This is a genomic window from Nocardia aurea, from assembly GCF_003123685.1.
Lineage (GTDB): Bacteria > Actinomycetota > Actinomycetes > Mycobacteriales > Mycobacteriaceae > Nocardia > Nocardia aurea.
Map to the genome: position 1 here is coordinate 1 of NZ_QCYJ01000005.1, position 18108 is coordinate 18108.

Annotated in this window: 19 protein-coding genes; 10 read left to right on the forward strand and 9 right to left on the reverse strand. The window is 67.8% G+C overall.

The window, feature by feature from the left end; all coding sequences use genetic code 11:
- The first annotated feature begins 326 nt into the window (after positions 1 to 326).
- From nhaA to DAT37_RS00735, 3 genes are all read left to right on the forward strand, one after another.
- Positions 327 to 1544, forward strand: coding sequence for a Na+/H+ antiporter NhaA (gene nhaA, locus DAT37_RS00725; protein WP_109522711.1), 1218 nt, complete (start codon positions 327 to 329; stop codon positions 1542 to 1544).
- 86 nt (positions 1545 to 1630) lie between these two features.
- The gene (locus DAT37_RS00730) at positions 1631 to 2167 is read left to right on the forward strand and encodes a phage holin family protein (RefSeq protein ID WP_109522712.1); all 537 of its coding nucleotides are present in this window, start codon (positions 1631 to 1633) and stop codon (positions 2165 to 2167) included.
- 83 nt (positions 2168 to 2250) lie between these two features.
- Entirely contained in the window at positions 2251 to 3186 is a 936-nt protein-coding gene (locus tag DAT37_RS00735; protein WP_109523187.1) for an alpha/beta fold hydrolase, read from the forward strand.
- Positions 3187 to 3201: 15 nt separating this feature from the next.
- On the opposite strand, the gene DAT37_RS00740 is transcribed toward DAT37_RS00735, so the two are convergent.
- From DAT37_RS00740 to nth, 4 genes are all read right to left on the reverse strand, one after another.
- Positions 3202 to 4395, reverse strand: a complete 1194-nt coding sequence (locus DAT37_RS00740) for a MarP family serine protease (protein ID WP_109522713.1) — start codon at positions 4393 to 4395, stop codon at positions 3202 to 3204.
- Positions 4392 to 5111 (reverse strand): NUDIX hydrolase, encoded by a 720-nt coding sequence (locus DAT37_RS00745; protein ID WP_109522714.1) that lies wholly within the window; start codon positions 5109 to 5111, stop codon positions 4392 to 4394. The genes DAT37_RS00740 and DAT37_RS00745 overlap by 4 nt, the downstream gene beginning before the upstream one ends.
- A gap of 145 nt (positions 5112 to 5256) precedes the next feature.
- On the reverse strand, positions 5257 to 5898 hold the full coding sequence (locus DAT37_RS00750; protein ID WP_408637352.1) for a TlpA family protein disulfide reductase: 642 nt from the start codon (positions 5896 to 5898) through the stop codon (positions 5257 to 5259).
- Positions 5895 to 6647 (reverse strand): endonuclease III, encoded by a 753-nt coding sequence (nth, locus tag DAT37_RS00755; protein ID WP_232839480.1) that lies wholly within the window; start codon positions 6645 to 6647, stop codon positions 5895 to 5897. Before nth ends, DAT37_RS00750 begins: the two co-directional genes overlap by 4 nt.
- 187 nt (positions 6648 to 6834) lie before the next feature.
- Between nth and DAT37_RS00760 the strand changes: the two genes are divergently transcribed.
- Both DAT37_RS00760 and DAT37_RS00765 read left to right on the forward strand, forming a co-directional pair.
- Positions 6835 to 7062 (forward strand): hypothetical protein, encoded by a 228-nt coding sequence (locus DAT37_RS00760; RefSeq protein ID WP_109523190.1) that lies wholly within the window; start codon positions 6835 to 6837, stop codon positions 7060 to 7062.
- Between the two features lie 166 nt (positions 7063 to 7228).
- Positions 7229 to 7903, forward strand: coding sequence for a Crp/Fnr family transcriptional regulator (locus DAT37_RS00765; RefSeq protein ID WP_067648128.1), 675 nt, complete (start codon positions 7229 to 7231; stop codon positions 7901 to 7903).
- 72 nt (positions 7904 to 7975) lie between these two features.
- On the opposite strand, the gene DAT37_RS00770 is transcribed toward DAT37_RS00765, so the two are convergent.
- The 3 genes from DAT37_RS00770 to DAT37_RS00780 are packed head-to-tail and all read right to left on the reverse strand — an operon-like array spanning position 7976 to position 9452.
- Positions 7976 to 8767: an MBL fold metallo-hydrolase gene (locus DAT37_RS00770; protein WP_109522715.1), complete on the reverse strand. Its 792-nt coding sequence runs from the start codon at positions 8765 to 8767 to the stop codon at positions 7976 to 7978.
- A gap of 43 nt (positions 8768 to 8810) precedes the next feature.
- Positions 8811 to 9284 carry a RidA family protein gene (locus DAT37_RS00775; RefSeq protein WP_109522716.1) on the reverse strand — a complete coding sequence of 158 codons (474 nt, stop codon included), beginning with the start codon at positions 9282 to 9284 and terminating at the stop codon, positions 8811 to 8813.
- Between the two features lie 3 nt (positions 9285 to 9287).
- The gene (locus tag DAT37_RS00780) at positions 9288 to 9452 is read right to left on the reverse strand and encodes a DUF4177 domain-containing protein (RefSeq protein ID WP_109522717.1); all 165 of its coding nucleotides are present in this window, start codon (positions 9450 to 9452) and stop codon (positions 9288 to 9290) included.
- 147 nt (positions 9453 to 9599) lie between these two features.
- Here DAT37_RS00780 and DAT37_RS00785 point away from each other — a divergent pair, with 147 nt between their 5' ends.
- Positions 9600 to 10619, forward strand: coding sequence for an ArsA-related P-loop ATPase (locus DAT37_RS00785; protein ID WP_109522718.1), 1020 nt, complete (start codon positions 9600 to 9602; stop codon positions 10617 to 10619).
- Positions 10619 to 11797, forward strand: a complete 1179-nt coding sequence (locus tag DAT37_RS00790; RefSeq protein WP_109522719.1) for an ArsA family ATPase — start codon at positions 10619 to 10621, stop codon at positions 11795 to 11797. The genes DAT37_RS00785 and DAT37_RS00790 overlap by 1 nt, the downstream gene beginning before the upstream one ends.
- 72 nt (positions 11798 to 11869) lie before the next feature.
- Here DAT37_RS00790 and DAT37_RS00795 read toward each other — a convergent pair whose 3' ends face one another.
- Entirely contained in the window at positions 11870 to 12193 is a 324-nt protein-coding gene (locus DAT37_RS00795) for a WhiB family transcriptional regulator (protein ID WP_054816825.1), read from the reverse strand.
- 373 nt (positions 12194 to 12566) lie between these two features.
- On the opposite strand from DAT37_RS00795, the gene DAT37_RS00800 reads away from it, so the two are divergent.
- Positions 12567 to 14924 carry a penicillin-binding protein gene (locus tag DAT37_RS00800; RefSeq protein WP_109522720.1) on the forward strand — a complete coding sequence of 786 codons (2358 nt, stop codon included), beginning with the start codon at positions 12567 to 12569 and terminating at the stop codon, positions 14922 to 14924.
- Between the two features lie 171 nt (positions 14925 to 15095).
- Here the strand turns inward: DAT37_RS00800 and DAT37_RS00805 are convergent, their stop codons facing one another.
- Positions 15096 to 15560, reverse strand: coding sequence for a GatB/YqeY domain-containing protein (locus DAT37_RS00805; RefSeq protein WP_109522721.1), 465 nt, complete (start codon positions 15558 to 15560; stop codon positions 15096 to 15098).
- A 145-nt stretch (positions 15561 to 15705) separates the two neighbouring features.
- On the opposite strand from DAT37_RS00805, the gene DAT37_RS00810 reads away from it, so the two are divergent.
- Together DAT37_RS00810 and DAT37_RS43760 are read left to right on the forward strand one after the other, a co-directional pair.
- Entirely contained in the window at positions 15706 to 16668 is a 963-nt protein-coding gene (locus tag DAT37_RS00810; protein ID WP_109522722.1) for a metallophosphoesterase, read from the forward strand.
- 680 nt (positions 16669 to 17348) lie between these two features.
- A complete protein-coding gene (locus DAT37_RS43760) occupies positions 17349 to 18053 on the forward strand; it encodes a hypothetical protein (protein ID WP_157978231.1) in 705 nt (234 codons plus the stop codon).
- Positions 18054 to 18108: the final 55 nt, after the last annotated feature.

Here is an 18108-nt window from a genome sequence, read left to right on the forward strand (position 1 = left end):
GCCCGACCCCGCGACATCCACATCGTCCCCGAACTCCCCAAAACCCGCAGCGGCAAAATCATGCGCCGACTCCTGCGCGACATCGCCGAAGGACGTGAACTCGGCGACACCTCCACCCTCGTCGACCCCACCGTCTTCGAGGCGATCCGCGCGGACCGCGCCTGATCCGACCCGGACGCGGCGGGTGGCGAGCCGAGTCAGCCGCCGCGTCCGTTAGGCTTGCCCGAGGTGTGCCGGGAAGTCTGGTCGGCATGCGGGCGAATACCCGGTGATCGATTCGGCGGGTCACGTGTCCGCAGCTCGGACGACCCCGCGGAAGGTTACCTGTGATCACTCGAGTCCGTTCGGAACTCACCCGCTACCTGCGGACCGAAACCGTCGGCGGCACACTCCTTCTGGCGGCCGCTGCGATCGCTTTGCTGTGGGTCAACTCCCCCTGGGGCGACAGCTACGTCACCATGACCGAGACGGTGCTGTCGATCGGGCACCTGCACCTGGAACTGACCCTGGCAGACTGGACCAAGGATGGTTTGCTGGCCGTCTTCTTCTTCGTGGCCGGACTCGAACTCAAACGCGAACTCGCGGTCGGTGAACTCGCCGACCCCAAACGCGCCGCGCTGCCGATCATCGCGGCGCTCGGCGGGGTGGTCACCCCCGCGCTCATCGCGTTCACCGTCGGGCACGGCGTTCCCGGAATGGATCGCGGATGGGCGATACCGGTCGCGACCGATATCGCGTTCGCCCTGGCGGTTCTGGCCATGACCGGATCGCGAATCCCGGCGAGCGCCCGGGTATTCCTGTTGAGTCTCGCCGTCGTCGACGATCTCGTCGCCATCATCCTGATCGCGGTGCTGTTCACCGCCACCCTGTCGATGCTGTGGTTGCTCGCGGCGGTGGCCTGCTGTGGCGCGTGGGCGCTGGCGCAGCACCGCCGGATCCGCACCCCGCTCGTGTACGTCCCACTGGCCCTGCTGAGTTGGTACGCGCTGCACGAAGCGGGAATCCATCCGACGCTGGCCGGTGTCGCACTCGGCCTGCTGACCCGGGTGCGGCCGGATCCGGACGAGGAGCAGGCGCCGGCGACCCGGCTGGAACACCTGGTCCAACCGGTGTCGGCGGGGCTGTGCGTCCCGCTGTTCGCCCTGTTCGCCTCGGGTGTTCCGCTCAACGCGGAGGTTTTCGGCGAACTGTTCACCGACCGCCTCTCGCTCGCCATCATCCTCGGCCTGCTGCTCGGCAAGACGATCGGCATCTTCGGGATCAGCTGGGTGGCAATCCGGTTGGGTGTGGCGAAGCGGCCCGCCGGGCTCGGCTACCGGGATATGTTCGCCCTGTCGGTGCTCGGCGCGATCGGGTTCACCGTTAGCCTTCTTGTGGCGGAGCTCGCGCTGGGCGATATCGGCGACGGCTCCGCCGAGGAATTGGCGAAGGCCGCGGTGTTGGTGACGTCGATGGCGGCGTCTCTCGCGGGTTCGGCGCTACTGTTGCGGCGTGGGCGTGTCCACCAGGCACGGCGCGACGCAGATGCGCTAGAACCGGAGTAGGCGACGGCGCGAGCCGAAGCGCCGCGCGAACGCCATGGATCGAATGGAGTCGAGGCAGTGCCGGGACAGGGAGAAGGGTCGACCAAGTGAGTTTCACCCAAGGCGGTAATGGGTCACAGCGTGGCAGCGCTCATGGGTCACAGCGTGGCAATGGCACCGATGCGGAGCACCGGACACTGACCTCCATCCCCTTGACCGATGCCAACCCGATCGGGTCGGCGAGCTTCGGCAGCCTGGTCCGCGACGCCACCGAGCAGATGTCGACGCTCGTTCGGGCCGAAGTGGAACTGGCCAAGGCCGAGGTGACCGGCGAGATCAAGAAGGGGCTGCAGGGCAGCGTCTACTTCATCCTCGCGCTGACCGTGCTGCTGTTCAGCTCCTTTTTCTTTTTCTTCTTCCTCGGTGAGCTGCTCGATGTCTGGTTGCAGCGCTGGGCGGCGTTCCTCATCGTGTTCCTGCTGATGGTGCTGGCGACGGCCGTACTCGCCTTCCTCGGCTATCGCCGGGTCAAGAAGTTGCGCGCGCCCGAGAAGACCATCGATTCGCTCAAGCAGGCGCGCACCGTGCTGCCGAGCGGATTCGGCGGGTCCGCGCACGAGGAGCATCTCGCCCTGAAGAAGTAGCGGCCCCGCCGGTGTACGGGCGAAACACGCACCGCGCGCCCACCGCGCGCACCTACGCTTCGCGCGCACTAGGCTCGGTCGGCGTGTCGTCGAACCTCATTCCCGATCCGTCCACCGTCCGCTACGACGGCCCGTGGACGCACCGGGATGTTCGAGCCAACGGCATCCGCTTCCACGTGGTCGAGGCGACGCCGGAACGCCAGGACGCCGGGCTGGTGGTGCTGCTGCACGGTTTCGCCGATTTCTGGTGGTCGTGGCGGCACCAGTTGACCGATCTCGCCGATCTCGGATATCGGGTCGTGGCGGTGGATCTGCGCGGCTACGGCGACAGCGACAAACCGCCGCGCGGATACGACGGCTGGACGCTGGCCGGTGATGTCGCCGGACTGGTCAGGTCACTGGGTCATACCGAGGCGACCCTGGTCGGGCATGCCGAGGGCGGACTGGTCTGCTGGACGACGGCGGTGCTGCATCCGCGACTGGTCACCTCGATCGCGCTGGTCAGCTCACCGCATCCGGCGGCGCTCAAGGCCGCGGTCCTGCGCGACGCTCACCAGCGCTCGACCTGGCTGCCGAATTTCCTGCGCTACCAATTGCCGAGGTATCCGGAGAATCTGCTCACCGCCGCGGACGGGTTCGAAGTGGAACGACTGCTGCGGCAGCGCACCAGCGCCGAGTGGGCAGGGACCTCCGAATTCGTCGACACCGCGCGACGGATGCGCTCGGCGATCCGGATACCCGGCGTCGCGCACTGCGCGCTGGAATATCAACGCTGGGCCTTCCGCAGCCAGTGGCGACCGGACGGACGCCGATTCATGGCGACCATGCGCGATCCCATCCACATCCCTGTTCTCGCCCTGCGCGGCGAATCGGACACCTATCTGCTGCGCTCGACGTTCCATCGCGGACAGCAGTGGTCACCGCGGCGTCGCCTGGTCACCGTCCCCGACGCGGGGCATTTCGCGCATCAGGAGAATCCGGACGTGGTGACGGCCGAACTGGCCAAATTCCTCGGCTGAGCCGATCCGTTCGGATCAGCTCAGCACGCAGGCACCCGTATCGATCGGCGTGCTCGCGCCGATCGCGGCCTCCAGGTCGGGACGGACCTCCGCCAGGGTCAGCACGTAACCGGTGTCGTCGTCGGTGACGGCGGCGCCGAACACCATGCCGAGCACCTGGCCCTCGGTATCGACGAGCGGACCGCCGGAATTACCCGCGCGTACGAGTCCGCGCACGGTGTAGACCTCGCGTTCCACGGTGCCGTTGCGATAGATCGTCGGACCGGTCAGATCCAAGGTCTCGCGAACCCTGGCCGCACTGGCCGTGTACGGGCCGCCGCCGGGGTAGCCGAGCACGATCGCGCTCTCCCCCGATTTGGCGGGTTCCGGCGCCTGTGGCACGACCGGCGCGGTCAGCCCCGGTACCTCGAGGACCGCGACGTCCTTGGACGGATCGAACAGCACCACGGTCGCGTTGAGCGGGCCGCGAGCGGTGTCCACCGCGACGCTGGTCGTACCCGCGACGACGTGGGCGTTGGTCATCACCCGTTCCGGCGCGATCACGAAACCCGAACCCTCCAGCGCCCGCTGGCAACTCGGCGCGACGCCGCGGATGCGGATCACGCTCTGCTGCAACGAGGCCGCGACGGGGCTGGCGAGCACGCTCGGATCGGGCGGCTCGACGGCCGCGATGGGCGCGCGCCCGAACGGCCCGATGACATCGGGCAGCCCCGAGGTGTTGAGCAGTCTGGAGAATTCGTTGGGCACCTTGCGCAGCCAGTTCGGCGCGACCTGGTTGACGTCGGTCAGCACCTTGGAGCCGTTGATCGCGGTGGCGATCGCGGGCTGCGACGAGGTCGCCAGCGGCAGCGCGAGCAGCCACGCGGTGACGAGCACCGCGACGGCTTGGAGTCCGGCGCCGACCACGCTGTCCACGCTGCGGGTGAACGGATGCCGCATGCTGCCGCGGGCGGCGCGGCCGAGCACCATTCCCGCGACCTCGCCGACGATCACCAGCAGCACGATGAGCAGCACCCCGGTGAGCACACGCCTGCGGCCCGCGTCGACGTGGACCAGGATGTGCGGGGCGATCAGGATGCCCGCGACCGCGCCGAGCACCACGCCGAGGAAAGCGAGGGCCGAGGCGACCGCGCCCTGCCGCCATCCGGAGGACGCGGCGAGCAGAGCGAGCAGGATCACGGCGATATCGAGCCAAGCCGATGAACTCATAACGTCATTCCCACGGCGGCGAGCGAGCTTTCGAGATCACGCACGTCGTCACGATCCCATTCCGGTTCCCAGCCCGAGGATCCGAAGAGTCCGGCGAGTATGCCGCCGGTGAGTCCCCACACCAGCAGACCGTCGACCTGGAACGCCGGACTCTGATAGCCGAGCGGGCCGCGGACGAGGAACCGGTTGGCCGGGTCGAGCAGTTCGGCGAGCGGAACGCGCACCACCCGCTCGGTCTCGCTCTGATCGACCACGCGCACCTCGCTCGGCGCGCGCCAGTAGGCGACCACCGGGCTCACATCGAAACGCGACGGCGGCACGAACAATTTCGGCAGGACGACGATGGGTTCGACACCGGCGGGGTCGAGACCGGTCTCCTCGCCCGCCTCGCGCAGCGCGGTGGCGACCGGACCGCTGTCGTCGTGGTCTACCGCACCGCCGGGGAAGGCGACCTGCCCGCGATGCTGGCGCATGGTGGACGCGCGCTGGGTCAGCAGCACGTCGGCGTCGGCGGGGAGTCCACCGGGTCCGCTCGGATCACCGTCGGCCGAGCCGCCGAAAAGGACCAGCACCGCCGCCTGTCGCGGTTCGCCCGAGATCGTCGCGGCACGGCGGATGGCGCGCGCCAGCGAGAGGGTTTCGGCGGCATCGCTTGCGCCGGGTTCGGTGGCGAAACGCAACCACCGAGGGATGTCGGCGGGAGTCGACGTCGTCATGCCTCCCCCTCGGCCGTGCCGGCCCCGGTGAACGTGCGCACCATCACCTCCGCAAACGATCTCGTCGCCCGCAACAGTCGCTGCGAGATCCCCGCTGTCACGCCGTGACTCGTACCCACGGTCACGCCGTGACCCATACCCACGGTCACGCCCTGACCCCCAAGCGTGCCGCGACGGTATCAGTGATGTCGTCGACCCCGGTGAACGACCGCACGACCACGTCCGCGACGGATCCGTCCGCGCGAAGCAGCACCGAGATCGGCAGCACCGAAGGTGCGCCGACGGCGGTGCGCACGGCGGCGTCCGGATCGAGAACGCCGGGCAGGGTCACATCGAGTCCCGCCAGCCGGGACAGCGCCTTGTCCTCATCGGGATCGCTGTGCACAGTCAGCACGGTAATCGCGTTCCCCGCCCGCTGCGCGTACTGCTGCAGATATGGCAACTCCTGTGCGCAGGGTCCGCACCAGTACGCCCACAGGTTGAGCAGCGCGGGTTTGCCCGCGAGTGCGGTGACCAGGTCGACGGGCTGTCCGTCGGCGAGGCAGGTCAGGGCGATCGCCGCGAGCGGTCGGGCGGTCTCGGCCCCCGGTCGGGAGGTCGTGTCCTGGACCGGACACGGCGCGAGTCCGGCTTCCTCACGGAGTTGCCGGGTGACCAGCGAATTGGGGTGGACGTGCGGTTCCGGCGCCGAATCGTTCCCATCGCGTGGCCACAGGGCGACGGCGAGCGCGACGACGATGATCAGTCCGGCCAGCCCTAGTCGCGCGGCGACCGGCAGCCGTGTCACAGGCCGACCATTCCCAGCAGGTGTTCGCGCTCGGGTCCCTTCACCAGCTCGGCGGCCGCCTCGGGATCGGTCGGTCCGGCTCCGAACGAGGGGCAGTCCGCCGCCAGGACACAGACCCCGCAGGCGGGTTTGCGGGCGTGGCACACCCGTCTGCCGTGGAAGATCACCCGATGCGACAGCAGGGTCCATTCCTTGCGTTCGATCAGTCCGCCGACGATGTGTTCGACCTTGACCGGATCCTCCTCGTCGGTCCACTGCCAGCGGCGCACCAGGCGGCCGAAGTGGGTGTCGACGGTGATACCGGGAACGTCGAAGGCGTTGCCGAGGATGACGTTGGCGGTTTTGCGCCCGATGCCCGGCAACTTCACCAATTCGTCCATGGTGTGAGGCAATTCACCATCGTGATGTTCCAGCAGTGCCCGACCGAGACCGATGAGCGAATTCGTCTTGTTGCGGTAGAAGCCCGTCGGCCGGATGTATTCCTCCATCTCGGCACGGTTGGCCTCGGCATATGCGCGCGCGTCCGGGTAGCGGGCGAACAGCGCGGGGGTGGTCATATTCACGCGAACGTCGGTGCATTGCGCGGAAAGTATTGTCGCGACGGCCAATTCGAGCGGAGTCGTGAAGTCCAACTCGCAGTGCGCGTCCGGGAAGGCGCGAGCGAGGGTGCGGTTCATCCGCCGCGCCCTCCGCACCAGACCGAGAGGGGTTTCCGCTTGTCGCGACCGGGTTTTGCGTTTGGGGGCCACCGCCGCCGCGGGTTGCGGATCGGTCGCCTCGGCGGCGGGCGCAGGCCCGCCGGCATCGGCGGTGGAAGGGGTGGCACGCACTCGTCCACCATACGGAACCCGACCGGGGCCTATCCCGCCCAGATCGGTGCCCGTGTTCCATCTGAGACCTGGACCGTGTTTACTCCTCGCTATGCAAGGACTCGCTGTGGTGCTCTTCCCAGTGGTGTTGATGCTGTTCGCACTGCTCATGGAGCGGGTCGAGAATCGGCTCCGCAAACTTCTCGAACCCGAACCCGAGGTTCAGCAGTACTTGGACAAAGCAAGCAACGCCGAGGTCAAGGAGCTGACCAAGCTCGGGCTGCCCGCGGCGGTGGCCCGGATGCGCAAGCGCCGGTCGAGAGGTGAAGAATTGGATGTCGCGCGGGCGAGCTGAGCCGCGCCGACCACCGACCCGACAGCCCCTCACTCATATCGGCCACGCCGCGCAACCCAGTCGTTACGTGGTGTCTGTCACTAGGCGATCCCAACTCCGCGTAGACTCCGCTGTTGGCCGATTCGCTTCGGTCCAGGACAGAGCCATTTCCCTAAGGAGCACATTCGTGGACGAGGCCCTCGCCAGAGCAGGCATCTTCCAAGGCGTAGAGCCCACCGCGGTGGCGGCACTCGCCAAACAGCTGCAGCCTGTGGATTTTCCACGCGGACACATCATCTTCAACGAGGGCGAACCCGGTGATCGGCTGTACATCATCACGACCGGCAAGGTGAAGATCGGCCGCCGCAGCCCCGACGGCCGGGAAAACCTGCTGACCATCATGGGTCCTTCGGACATGTTCGGTGAGTTGTCGATCTTCGACCCGGGTCCCCGTACCTCGACCGCGACGACCGTCACCGAGGTCAGGGCCGTCACGATGGATCGGGACGCCCTCAAGGCCTGGATCGATCAGCGGCCCGAGATCGCCGAACAGCTGCTCCGGGTACTGGCCCGGCGTCTGCGTCGCACCAACAACAACCTGGCCGACCTCATCTTCACCGATGTTCCCGGCCGGGTCGCCAAGGCGCTGTTGCAGCTCGCTCAGCGGTTCGGCACGCAGGAAGCGGGTGCGCTGCGCGTCACCCACGACCTCACCCAGGAGGAGATCGCCCAGTTGGTCGGCGCCTCCCGCGAGACCGTGAACAAGGCTCTGGCCGATTTCGCGCATCGCGGCTGGCTGCGACTGGAGGGCAAGAGCGTGCTGATCTCCGACTCCGAGCGTCTCGCTCGGCGCGCGCGCTAAGACATAGACGAAAAACCCGCCGACCCGGGGGCTCCGCCGGGTCGGCGGGTTCGTCGTGTTCCTACGTGCGCCCTAGCCGTTCGTACGCAGGTACTCCAGCTGGGCGCGCACCGAACTGCTCGCCGCGAGCCACAGTCGCTCGTCCACGTCGGCGTAGACCTTGCGGACCACCTCCATCGTGTCCGCGTCCGGACCGAGTTCGCGCAGTGCCGCGCGGACCTGCTCCAGCCGTTCGTGCCGGTGCCCGATGTAGTACCGGGTGATCGGCTCCAGATCCGGATGGTCGGGCCCGTGCGCGGGCAACAGGGCCCGGCCCGCGCCCGTCGCGACCAGCCGGTCCAGCGAGGCGAGATAGTCGGCCAGGGTGCCGTCGGTGGAATCGAGCACCGTGGTGCCGCTGCCGAGGATGGTGTCGCCGGTCAGGACCGCGTCCTCCAGGACGAAACTCACCGAGTCACCGGTGTGGCCCGGGGTGGCGAGCACATCGATGGACAGGCCGGCGGCCTCGATCACCTCACCGTCGGCCAGCGGCTCCGAGGAACCCCGCAGGAACGCGGGGTCGGTGGCGCGGACCGGGCTGCCGGTGAGTTCGACCAGACGATCGATACCGCCGGTGTGATCATGGTGGCGGTGGGTGATCAGGGTGAGCGCGACGTTGCCGCCGGTGACCCTGGCGATGTCCTCGCTGTGCGCGTGATCTTCCGGACCGGGATCGACGACGACGAAATCCGACGATCCCGCTCCGCGCAGGATCCAGGTGTTGGTGCCGTCGAGGGTCATCTGGCCGGGATTGTCGGCCAGCAGGACCGCCGCTGTCGGCGTCACCTGCCGCAGCTGCCCGTATGCGGGATGTGTCAGCGTCATCGGTTTATCCCATCGGATCGGGAGACGTTGTCCACCACCGTGTCTAGCGCACCTCGGCGATGAGTTCGACTTCGACCGGGGTATTCCTGGGAAGTTCGGACACACCGACGGCCGAACGCGCGTGCACACCGGCGTCCCCGAAGACCTCGCCGAGGAATTCCGACGCGCCGTTGATGACGAGGGGCTGATCGCTGAACCCCGGCGCCGACGCGACGAATCCGACGACCTTCACGATGCGCACCACATTGTCGAGTCCGACCAGATCGTGCACCGCGGCCAGCGCGTTGAGCGCGCACAGCCGTGCCGCCTCTGCGGCCTGTTCGAGGGAGACCTCGGCGCCCGCTTTACCCGTCGCCGAGAGCTGTCCGTCGACGAAGGGCAGCTGGCCCGAGGTGTAGACCAGCGAACCGGTGCGCACGGCCGGGATGTACGCGGCGACCGGCGGCACGACCGCGGGCAGCGTCAACCCGAGCCGGTCCAGATTCTTCTGCCACGGGGTGGCGGCTTCGGCGGACACGGCCTACTGCCTCGGACGCTTCAGGTACGCGACATGCTGCTCACCGGTGGGGCCGGGAAGCACGCTCACCAGTTCCCAGCCGTCGGCGCCCCACTGGTCGAGAATCTGCTTGGTCGCGTGCGTCAGCAGCGGCACGGTCGCGTACTCCCACAGGGTCACATCACTCATACCGGTGAGACTAGCGCGCTGCCCTGTGACGTCGGCGCATCCCCGGTGTCTGATACAGAACGGCCGCAAATCCTCGCGTCAACCGGATCCCCGGGGCGGACCTCTCGTACGGGTTATAGGCTCGCGCTCGTGGGAGTACCAACAGCAGTGCCTATTTCGGCAGAGCCTGCGCGGGAGACGGGGTGGCCCGAGCGCGCCGAGACCGCGCGCCTGCATTTCGTCTCCGGAAAAGGCGGAACGGGGAAGTCCACGGTCGCCGGCGCATTGGCACTCGCACTCGCCGCCGGTGGCAGGCGGGTACTGCTGGTCGAGGTCGAGAGCAGGCAGTCCATCGCGCAGCTGTTCGACCTGCCGCCGCTGCCGCCGACCGAGACCAGGATCGCCGCCGCGGACGGCGGCGGCGAAGTGGTCGCGCTCGCACTCGATATCGAGCACGCGTTTCTCGAATATCTCGACATGTTCTACAACCTCGGATTCGCCGGACGCGCGATGCGCCGAATGGGCGCGATCGAATTCGTCACCACGATCGCGCCGGGACTGCGCGATGTGATCGTGACGGGAAAGATCAAGGAATGCGCGGTCCGCACCGACAAGGCGGGGAAACGGATCTACGACGAGGTGGTCGTCGACGCCCCGCCGACCGGACGCATCGCTAGTTTCCTCGATGTCACCCAGGCGATGGGCGAGATCGCCAAGGGCGGTCCGATCGCCTCGCAGGCCGACGGTGTCTCCCGGCTGCTGCATTCGGATCAGACCCTCATCCATCTGGTCACCCTGCTCGAGGCGCTACCCGTGCAGGAAACCGCCGACGCCGTCGCCGAACTCACCGCGAACGACCTGCGGATCGGCACCGTGATCGTGAATCGCGCGAGCGAGGGTTTCCTGCCTACCGACATTCGTGACCGCGCGGCCGCGGGCGATATCGACACCGAGGCGATCGCCGCCGAACTCGCGAAGGCCGGGATAACCCTGTCCGATGCCGATTTCCGCGGCCTGGTCACCGAGACCCGTGAGCACGCCGCGACATTGCAGGCCCAGGACTCCAGCGCCGAGGAATTGCGCGGAGTCGACGTGTCCCAGCTGTATCTGCCCGCCCTCGCCGACGGCATGGACCTGGGCGGCCTCTACGAACTGGCCGAGCACCTGAGCACGCAGGGAGTCCGTTGATGACCAGCTCGGCAGTCCCCGTACCGCTCGACATCTCGGCGATCATCGATGACCGCACCGCCCGTGTCGTGGTCTGCTGCGGGTCGGGCGGCGTCGGCAAGACGACCACGGCCGCGGCGATCGCCCTGCGCGCGGCCGAGCGGGGCCGCAAGGTGGTCGTGCTCACCATCGATCCGGCGCGTCGACTGGCCCAGTCACTCGGCGTCGCCGACCTGGACAACTCCCCGCAGCGGGTCGAACTCGGCCCCGAGGTCGAGGGCGAACTGCACGCGATGATGCTGAACATGCGTCGCACCTTCGACGACATGGTGCTCGAGCACACCAGCCCGGACAAGGCCGAACAGATATTCGCCAACCCGATCTACCAGACCCTCGCGTCCTCCTTCGGCGGCACACAGGAGTACATGGCGATGGAGAAACTCGGCCAACTGGCCGGACGGCGCGAATGGGATCTGATCGTCGTCGACACCCCGCCCTCGCGTAACGCGCTCGACTTCCTCGACGCGCCCAAACGTCTCGGTAATTTCCTCAACGGCAAGATGATTCGCCTGATCATGGCGCCGGGGCGCGGGGTCGGCCGCTTCGTCACCGGGGCGATGAGCCTGGCGATGCGCGGTGTCTCGACCATCGTCGGCGGTCAACTGCTCAAGGACGCGTCGAATTTCCTGCAATCGCTGGAATCGCTGTTCGGCGGATTCCAGGATCGCGCGGACCGGACCTACGCGATGCTCTCGAAACCAGGCACCCACTTCCTGGTGATCGCCGCCCCGGAACCCGACGCGCTGCGCGAGGCCTCGTTCTTCGTCGACCGCCTGTCCACCGAGCACATGCCGCTGGCCGGTCTCGTACTGAACCGGACACACCCCGCGCTGTGCGCGGGCCTTCCCGCAGAACGGGCGCTCACCGCCGCCGATCAGATCGCGACGACCGAACCGGACACCATCGGTTCGGTCACCGCCGCGGTGCTGCGCATCCACGCGCAGCGGGTGACGACTTCCAAGCGCGAACAGCACCTGCTGCACCGGTTCACCGGCGCGCATCCCCGGGTGCCGATCGTCGCCGTGACGGCGTTGCCGTTCGAGGTCTCGGACCTGCGCGCGCTGCGCGCGGTCGGCGATCAGTTGACCGGAACCGCCCCCGAATCAGCCGGATTCGAACCGGACACCGCTATCCACTAAGGCGCGATCGCTATAGCCGCGAACGAGAACGAGCCCGCGGCGGCGGGCTCGTTCCGATATCCGGGTTCCCCTTTACATCGCAATTTGATGCTGCCGCTGGGCCTGGAAGAAATCGGCCCACGACGTCACCTCGGGATGTTGTTTCAGCAGCGCACGCCGCTGTCTTTCCGTCATGCCACCCCACACCCCGAACTCGACACGATTGTCGAGGGCGTCGGCGCCGCACTGCATGAGCACCGGGCAGTGCCTGCAGATCGTCGCGGCCTTGCGCTGCGCCGCACCACGGACGAACAGCTGATCGGGGTCTACTTCCTTGCATCGAGCCTGGGCTACCCAGGCGATTCTCGCTTCGGCCTGCTCCACGTCCAATCGAGCGATGGGGGTTGTCATGTGCATTTGGTGTGCCCCTTTGCAGTCCGAACACCGGGTCATCGGCGCTCCAGAATCGCGTGACAGCCTCGCAGCAACCCGTACCCCGCTGCGAACTGCACCACATTCCACTTTGAGTGTTAGCTCTATCACACTGGGTTCTCAATCTAGGTAAAGGTATGGGCTCAGCGCAAGACCGTCTCGAGTTTTACTGGTACGTGCGTCCCTGCGGGCCGTGGTAGAGAACCGGTCGGTCGGCTCGCCACGCGGTTCCCCGGCCCGCGACACGCCGAGGTCGAGAACGCGACACGCCCATCCGTTATCGCGATATCGGGAATTCCCCGAGAACCGGCAAACACTCGTGCGAGCGGTGGCGAGCGAACCCCGTAGTCTGGGACCCGTGCCGATCACACATACGCTCGCGAAGCTGGCTGGCAGCTGCGCGTTGGCCGCAGTGCTCGTCGCCGGTCTCTTGTTCCCGCTCGCGGGCGGTTTCGGATTCGTCTCCAACCGTGCCGCCGACGCCGTCGACAATGTCTCCTCCGAGCTGGTCGAGGGCACCGTCCCCGCGGTCTCGACCATGGTCGACTCGACGGGTGCGCCGATTGCCTGGCTGTACGAGCAGCGCCGGTTCGAAGTCCCGAGCGACAAGATCTCCAACGACATGAAGTTGGCGATCGTGTCCATCGAGGACCGACGGTTCTCCGAACACGAGGGCGTCGACTGGCAGGGCACGCTTCGCGCGTTCCTCACCAACACCAGCAGCGGCGAGGTCCAGCAGGGCGCGTCCACCCTGGACCAGCAGTACGTCAAGAACTTCCAGCTGCTCGTCGTCGCCAAGACCGACGCCGAACGCCGCGCGGCCATCGAGACCACCCCGGCCCGCAAGATCCGCGAGATCCGGATGGCGCTGACGCTGGACCGCGAACTCACCAAAGAGGAGATCCTCACCAGGTACCTGAACCTGGTGCCGTTCGGTAACTCCTCCTACGGCATCCAGGACGCGGCGCAGACCTACTTCGGCGTCGACGCCGCCGACCTCAAGGTCGGGCAGGCCGCGATGCTGGCGGGCATGGTGCAGTCCAGCTCCAAGCTGAACCCCTACACCAATACCGAGGGCGTGCTCGCCCGCCGCAACACCGTGCTGGACACCATGATCCAGAACATCCCCAACCGCGCGGACGAGTTCCGCAGGGCCAAGGCCGAGCCGCTCGGCGTGCTGCCCGAGCCCAAGGGCCTGCCGCGCGGCTGCATCGCGGCCAAGGATCGCGGCTTCTTCTGCGACTACGCGCTGCAATACCTGGCCAACGCCGGAATCAGCCGCGAACAGATCGACAAGGGCGGCTATCTGATCAAGACCACCCTCGACCCGGCCGTGCAGGATTCGGTGCAGCGTTCGTTGGCCGAGGCCGCCAATCCCAACCTCGACGACATCGCCGAGGTCATGTCGATCATCGCGCCCGGCGCGGACTCCCATCCGCTCGTCGCCATGGGCAGCAGCCGGACCTACGGACTCAACCGCGACGCCAACGAGACGGTGCAGCCGCAGCCCTATTCGATGGTCGGCGACGGCGCCGGCTCGATCTTCAAGGTCTTCACCACGGCCGCGGCCATGGAGAAGGGTATGGGGATCAACGCCGAACTCGACGTCCCCGGCCGCTTCGACGCCAAGGGCCTGGGCAACGGCGGTGCGCGCGGCTGCCCGCCCGCCACCTACTGCGTCGAGAACGCGGGCAAGTACAAGTCGCCGATGTCGGTGACCGAGGCACTGGCGACCTCGCCGAACACCGCGTTCGTCAAACTCATCCAGGCCGTCGGCGTGACGCCGACCGTCGACATGGCCGTCCGGCTGGGCATGCGCTCGTTCACCGAGGCCGGAAGTTCCGGTCACGGCAACCAGAGCCTCGCCGACATGGTGAAGGAGCAGAACCTCGGCTCGTTCACCCTCGGCCCGGTGGCGATCAACCCGCTCGAACTGTCCAATGTGGCCGCGACGCTGGCCTCCGGCGGCCGGTGGTGCCCGCCGTCGCCGATCAAAGAGGTCATCGATCGTGGCGGCAAGCAGGTTCCGCTGACCCAGCAGGCCTGCGAGCAGGTCGTCGAGCCGGGTCTGGCGAACACCCTCGCCAACGCGATGAGCAAGGACGACACCAGCGGCACCGCCGCGGGCGCGGCGCGGGCCACCGGCTGGACCTGGCCGCTGGCCGGTAAGACGGGAACCACCGAAAGCCACCGTTCCTCGGCATTCCTCGGATTCACCAACTCGCTCGCGGGCGCCGCCTACGTCTACGGTGACAGCCCGACGCCGGGCGAGATCTGCTCGTTCCCGCTGCGCAGCTGCGGCAGCGGTGACCTGTTCGGCGGTAACGAACCCGCCCGCACCTGGTTCAACGCGATCAAACCGGTGGTCGAGAAATTCCCGGCGCCGGTACTGCCGCCACTGGACGACAAATACGTCCGCGGCTCGAATCAGGCACAGGTTCCCGACGTCACCGGCATGCCGCAGGGCGAGGCGACCGCCGCGCTGGTCGCGGCGGGATTCCAGGTGCAGGCGGTGAACGGCAACGGCTCGCTGCCCAAGGGCAGCGTCATGAGCAGCGCGCCCAACGGGTCGGCCATTCCCGGCTCGGTGGTCACGATCTACATCAGCGACGGCACCCAACGCGCGGCGCCCGCACCGTCGGGGCCGACACCGGGGGCCCCGGCACCGCCCGCGCTACCGCCCGGACTTCCGCTACCGCCCTGGTGGCCGAGGTAGCTGTAATTCGGCCGCGCGGGCGCGGCGTGGTTCGCGGCCCCTTTGTCTTGCTGGTCAGCGTCCGAGACTCGCGCCTCCGGCGCATACGCTTCGGACGCTGACCAGCAAGACGGCCGCGAACCGGCCAGCCTAGACCGGGGCCGGCGTGAGCTTCGCCGGTTCTCGGGTTGCTCAGAGCCTGGCTTTTACCGCGGCCGACAGGCGCGAACCATCGGCTTTGCCCTCGGCGAGCGCGGTGGCGATCTTCATGACCTGTCCCATCTGCCGCATGCCCGGACGTTCGCCGTTCTGCTCGGCGATCTGGGCGATCGCCGTGTCGGCGATATCGGCGACCTCGGCTTCGGTGAGCTGGGTCGGCAGATAGTCGTCGATGATCCTGGCCTCGGCGTGCTCGTTCGCCGCCAGCTCGCCACGCCCGGCCTGCGTGAAGACCTCGGCGGCCTCGCTGCGCTTCTTCGCCTCCTTCTGCAACACGGAGACGACCTCGGCGTCGGAGAGTTCGCGCGACTGCGAACCCGCGACCTCGGCGGTCTGGATCGCGGCCAGCAGCATGCGCAACGTGGCCAAGCGCAATTTGTCCTTGGCTTTCATCGCGGCGGTCATATCCGTCCGCAGCCTCGCTTTGAGTTCCGACATGGGCCCAACCGTAGCCGGTCGTCCCTGCACCGCCCACATATTTAGCGCCGGGCACGGTGTCGCGGGCACAGGTCGGACCGGGCAAATGCGACACCGTGCCGAAACACACTCGGCGTTCCGCGCCGGGCTCACCTATGCTGGGCAAATGCCCGTAATCTCGACTTCCGTTGTCCGCCGTACCGCGCTGGGCGCTGTCGGAGCCGCGGTGGCCGGAGTCGGCTACGCCTCCCTCGTCGAACGCAACGCGTTCATCCTGCGCGAGGCGACGATGCCGGTTCTGCAACCCGGTTCGTCGAGCCTACGGGTGTTGCACATCAGCGACCTGCACATGATGCCGGGGCAGAAACTCAAGCAGCAGTGGCTGCGTGAGCTCGACCGGCTGGAACCGGATCTGGTCGTCAACACCGGCGACAACCTCTCGCATCTGAAATCGGTGCCCGCGGTGGTCCAAGCGCTCGGCGGATTACTTTCCCGCCCCGGTCTTTTCGTGTTCGGCAGCAACGACTACTTCGCGCCGGTGCCCAAGAACCCCGCGAAGTACTTCAACAAGAACCATCGTCGTGTCTACGGCGCCCCGCTGCCGTGGAAGGATCTGCGCGCCGTCTTCACCGAACGTGGCTGGCTCGACCTCACCCACGTGCGGCGCGATCTCGAGGTTTCGGGAATCCGCATCGCCACCGCGGGCGTCGACGACCCGCATCTGCAGCGCGACCGCTACGACACCGTGGCCGGGGCTCCCAATCCGCTCGCCGATCTTCGTATCGGCCTGACGCATTCGCCCGAGCCCCGCGTGCTCGATCGTTTCGCCGCCGACGGCTACGACCTCGTCATGGCGGGTCACACCCACGGCGGCCAGCTGGTACTGCCCGGTTACGGCGCGCTCGTGACCAATTGCGGTATCGACAAATCCCGGGTGAAGGGCCCGTCGCAGTGGGGCGAACACACCCAACTGCACGTCTCCGCGGGTATCGGCACGTCGCCGTGGGCCCCCTACCGCTTCTGCTGCCGTCCCGAGGCGACCCTGCTCACCCTGGTCGCCGCACCGCCGAAGCGCCCCAACGCCGCGACCGACCACGGGATTTCGACCTCCGAGGCCGTCGCGCGCTGAAACGCGCCGAACAGGGGCGGGCGTTCGGCGCGGGGTGCGTCGACGGGGACGAACGCTGTAAGGTCGCGTGCCGAGACTTGATGTCGGAGCAGGGGAACGACGAACGTGAGACTTTCCAGGGGTAGAGCGCTCTTCGTCACGGCCGAGGCCGTCGGTGGGGCGCCGTGGTGAGCGGCGGCGCGGGCAGACCTGCGTCCGGCGCGGATATACGCACGGTACCCGTTGGGGGACGGCTGGATTCGGCCGTCGACAGCCACGCGCAGACCGCACCGACCGCCGGTGCCGAGGCGAAGGCTTACGGCGACACGGCTTTCGGTCTACCCGTGCACGCACCCGGGGCCGTCGATTCGAGAAGCCCGTTCGGGACGCCGGTGGACCTACCGCCTCCGGTGAGCGCTGTGCCGCACGGGAACGTCGTCGGCGGGCATGCCTCGCCCGGACGGGCGTTCGCCACGGATCAGCGGGGGCACAGCCCATTCGGGATGATCCACCAGTCGGCTGGAAGTTCCGTCCAGACGGTCGCGGCCCCACCTTCGTCCGGCTCGATTCCCCCGGCCCACTACGGATTCGGTACCACCCGGGGCGAATTCGACGAGTGGCGGTTCGGGGCGCACGCTTTTCCGTCCGACTCGATCCAGCGGCCGAGGCGACACAGGCGACGGCTCGTACTCGCCGCCGGTGTGGCGGTAGCGCTACTGGTCGCCGGGGTGGGACTAGCGACGGCGGCCGGAAAGCGCGGCGGCGACCCCGGCAGCAATGATCCGACGCCGGGCCTGGTCAGCGCGCTGACCACTTCGCTCAGACCGGCCACGAGCCCCAAGGCCGCGGCCGCCGTCAGCAACGAGACGCCGGTGGTTCCCGGCTACCAGGTGGTGGTCGCCCCCGACAGTGGCGCGGCCTACGACGTGCCCGCGGATTGGACCGTGTCCGCCCCCGAACATTCGGGCGGTTTCGGCACTGCGCCGCATTCGGTCGGCGGCAAGGGCTACGCCACCGAGGGCAAGAACTACTGCCCCGGCTCGACGCGAACGGTCTCCTTCCTCACCGGCACCGACGACGCCGATTCCGCCGCCGCCGCGACACAGCTCGGCACCCGCACGGCCAAAGCCGCCTACCCCAACTCTCCCAGCGGCGGCACCCCCGGCCCGGCCCAACCACTGGATTCCCTCGACGGAAGCCGCCACGGCGTATTCGTCGAGACCAGGGGCGCCATCACCGACGCCAAACCTGGCTGCGCCACCGAGTACTCCGTCTACACTTTCGCCACCACCGCCGAAACCGGTAGTTTTGTCATGGTCATCGCCGCCGACACCGGCGTCCCCAAGGCCGTCGACCCCGACACCGCCCGCCGCATATTCGCCAGCATCCGCCCCCACGGAACCTGACTGACCTGCGGGTTTAACGTCTGGACCTTCCCTGTTGTAAGCTACTGCAGGTTCG

What these genes read in the sequence shown, in the direction of transcription:
- DAT37_RS00795 (WP_054816825.1), bottom strand. Translation starts at nt 12,193, where the DNA reads ATGCACATGACAACCCCCATCGCTCGATTGGACGTGGAGCAGGCCGAA.
- DAT37_RS00770 (WP_109522715.1), bottom strand. Translation starts at nt 8,767, where the DNA reads ATGACGCTGACACATCCCGCATACGGGCAGCTGCGGCAGGTGACGCCG.
- DAT37_RS00810 (WP_109522722.1), top strand. Translation starts at nt 15,706, where the DNA reads ATGCCCGTAATCTCGACTTCCGTTGTCCGCCGTACCGCGCTGGGCGCT.
- DAT37_RS00805 (WP_109522721.1), bottom strand. Translation starts at nt 15,560, where the DNA reads ATGTCGGAACTCAAAGCGAGGCTGCGGACGGATATGACCGCCGCGATG.
- DAT37_RS00780 (WP_109522717.1), bottom strand. Translation starts at nt 9,452, where the DNA reads ATGAGTGATGTGACCCTGTGGGAGTACGCGACCGTGCCGCTGCTGACG.
- DAT37_RS00740 (WP_109522713.1), bottom strand. Translation starts at nt 4,395, where the DNA reads ATGAGTTCATCGGCTTGGCTCGATATCGCCGTGATCCTGCTCGCTCTG.
- DAT37_RS00745 (WP_109522714.1), bottom strand. Translation starts at nt 5,111, where the DNA reads ATGACGACGTCGACTCCCGCCGACATCCCTCGGTGGTTGCGTTTCGCC.
- DAT37_RS00790 (WP_109522719.1), top strand. Translation starts at nt 10,619, where the DNA reads ATGACCAGCTCGGCAGTCCCCGTACCGCTCGACATCTCGGCGATCATC.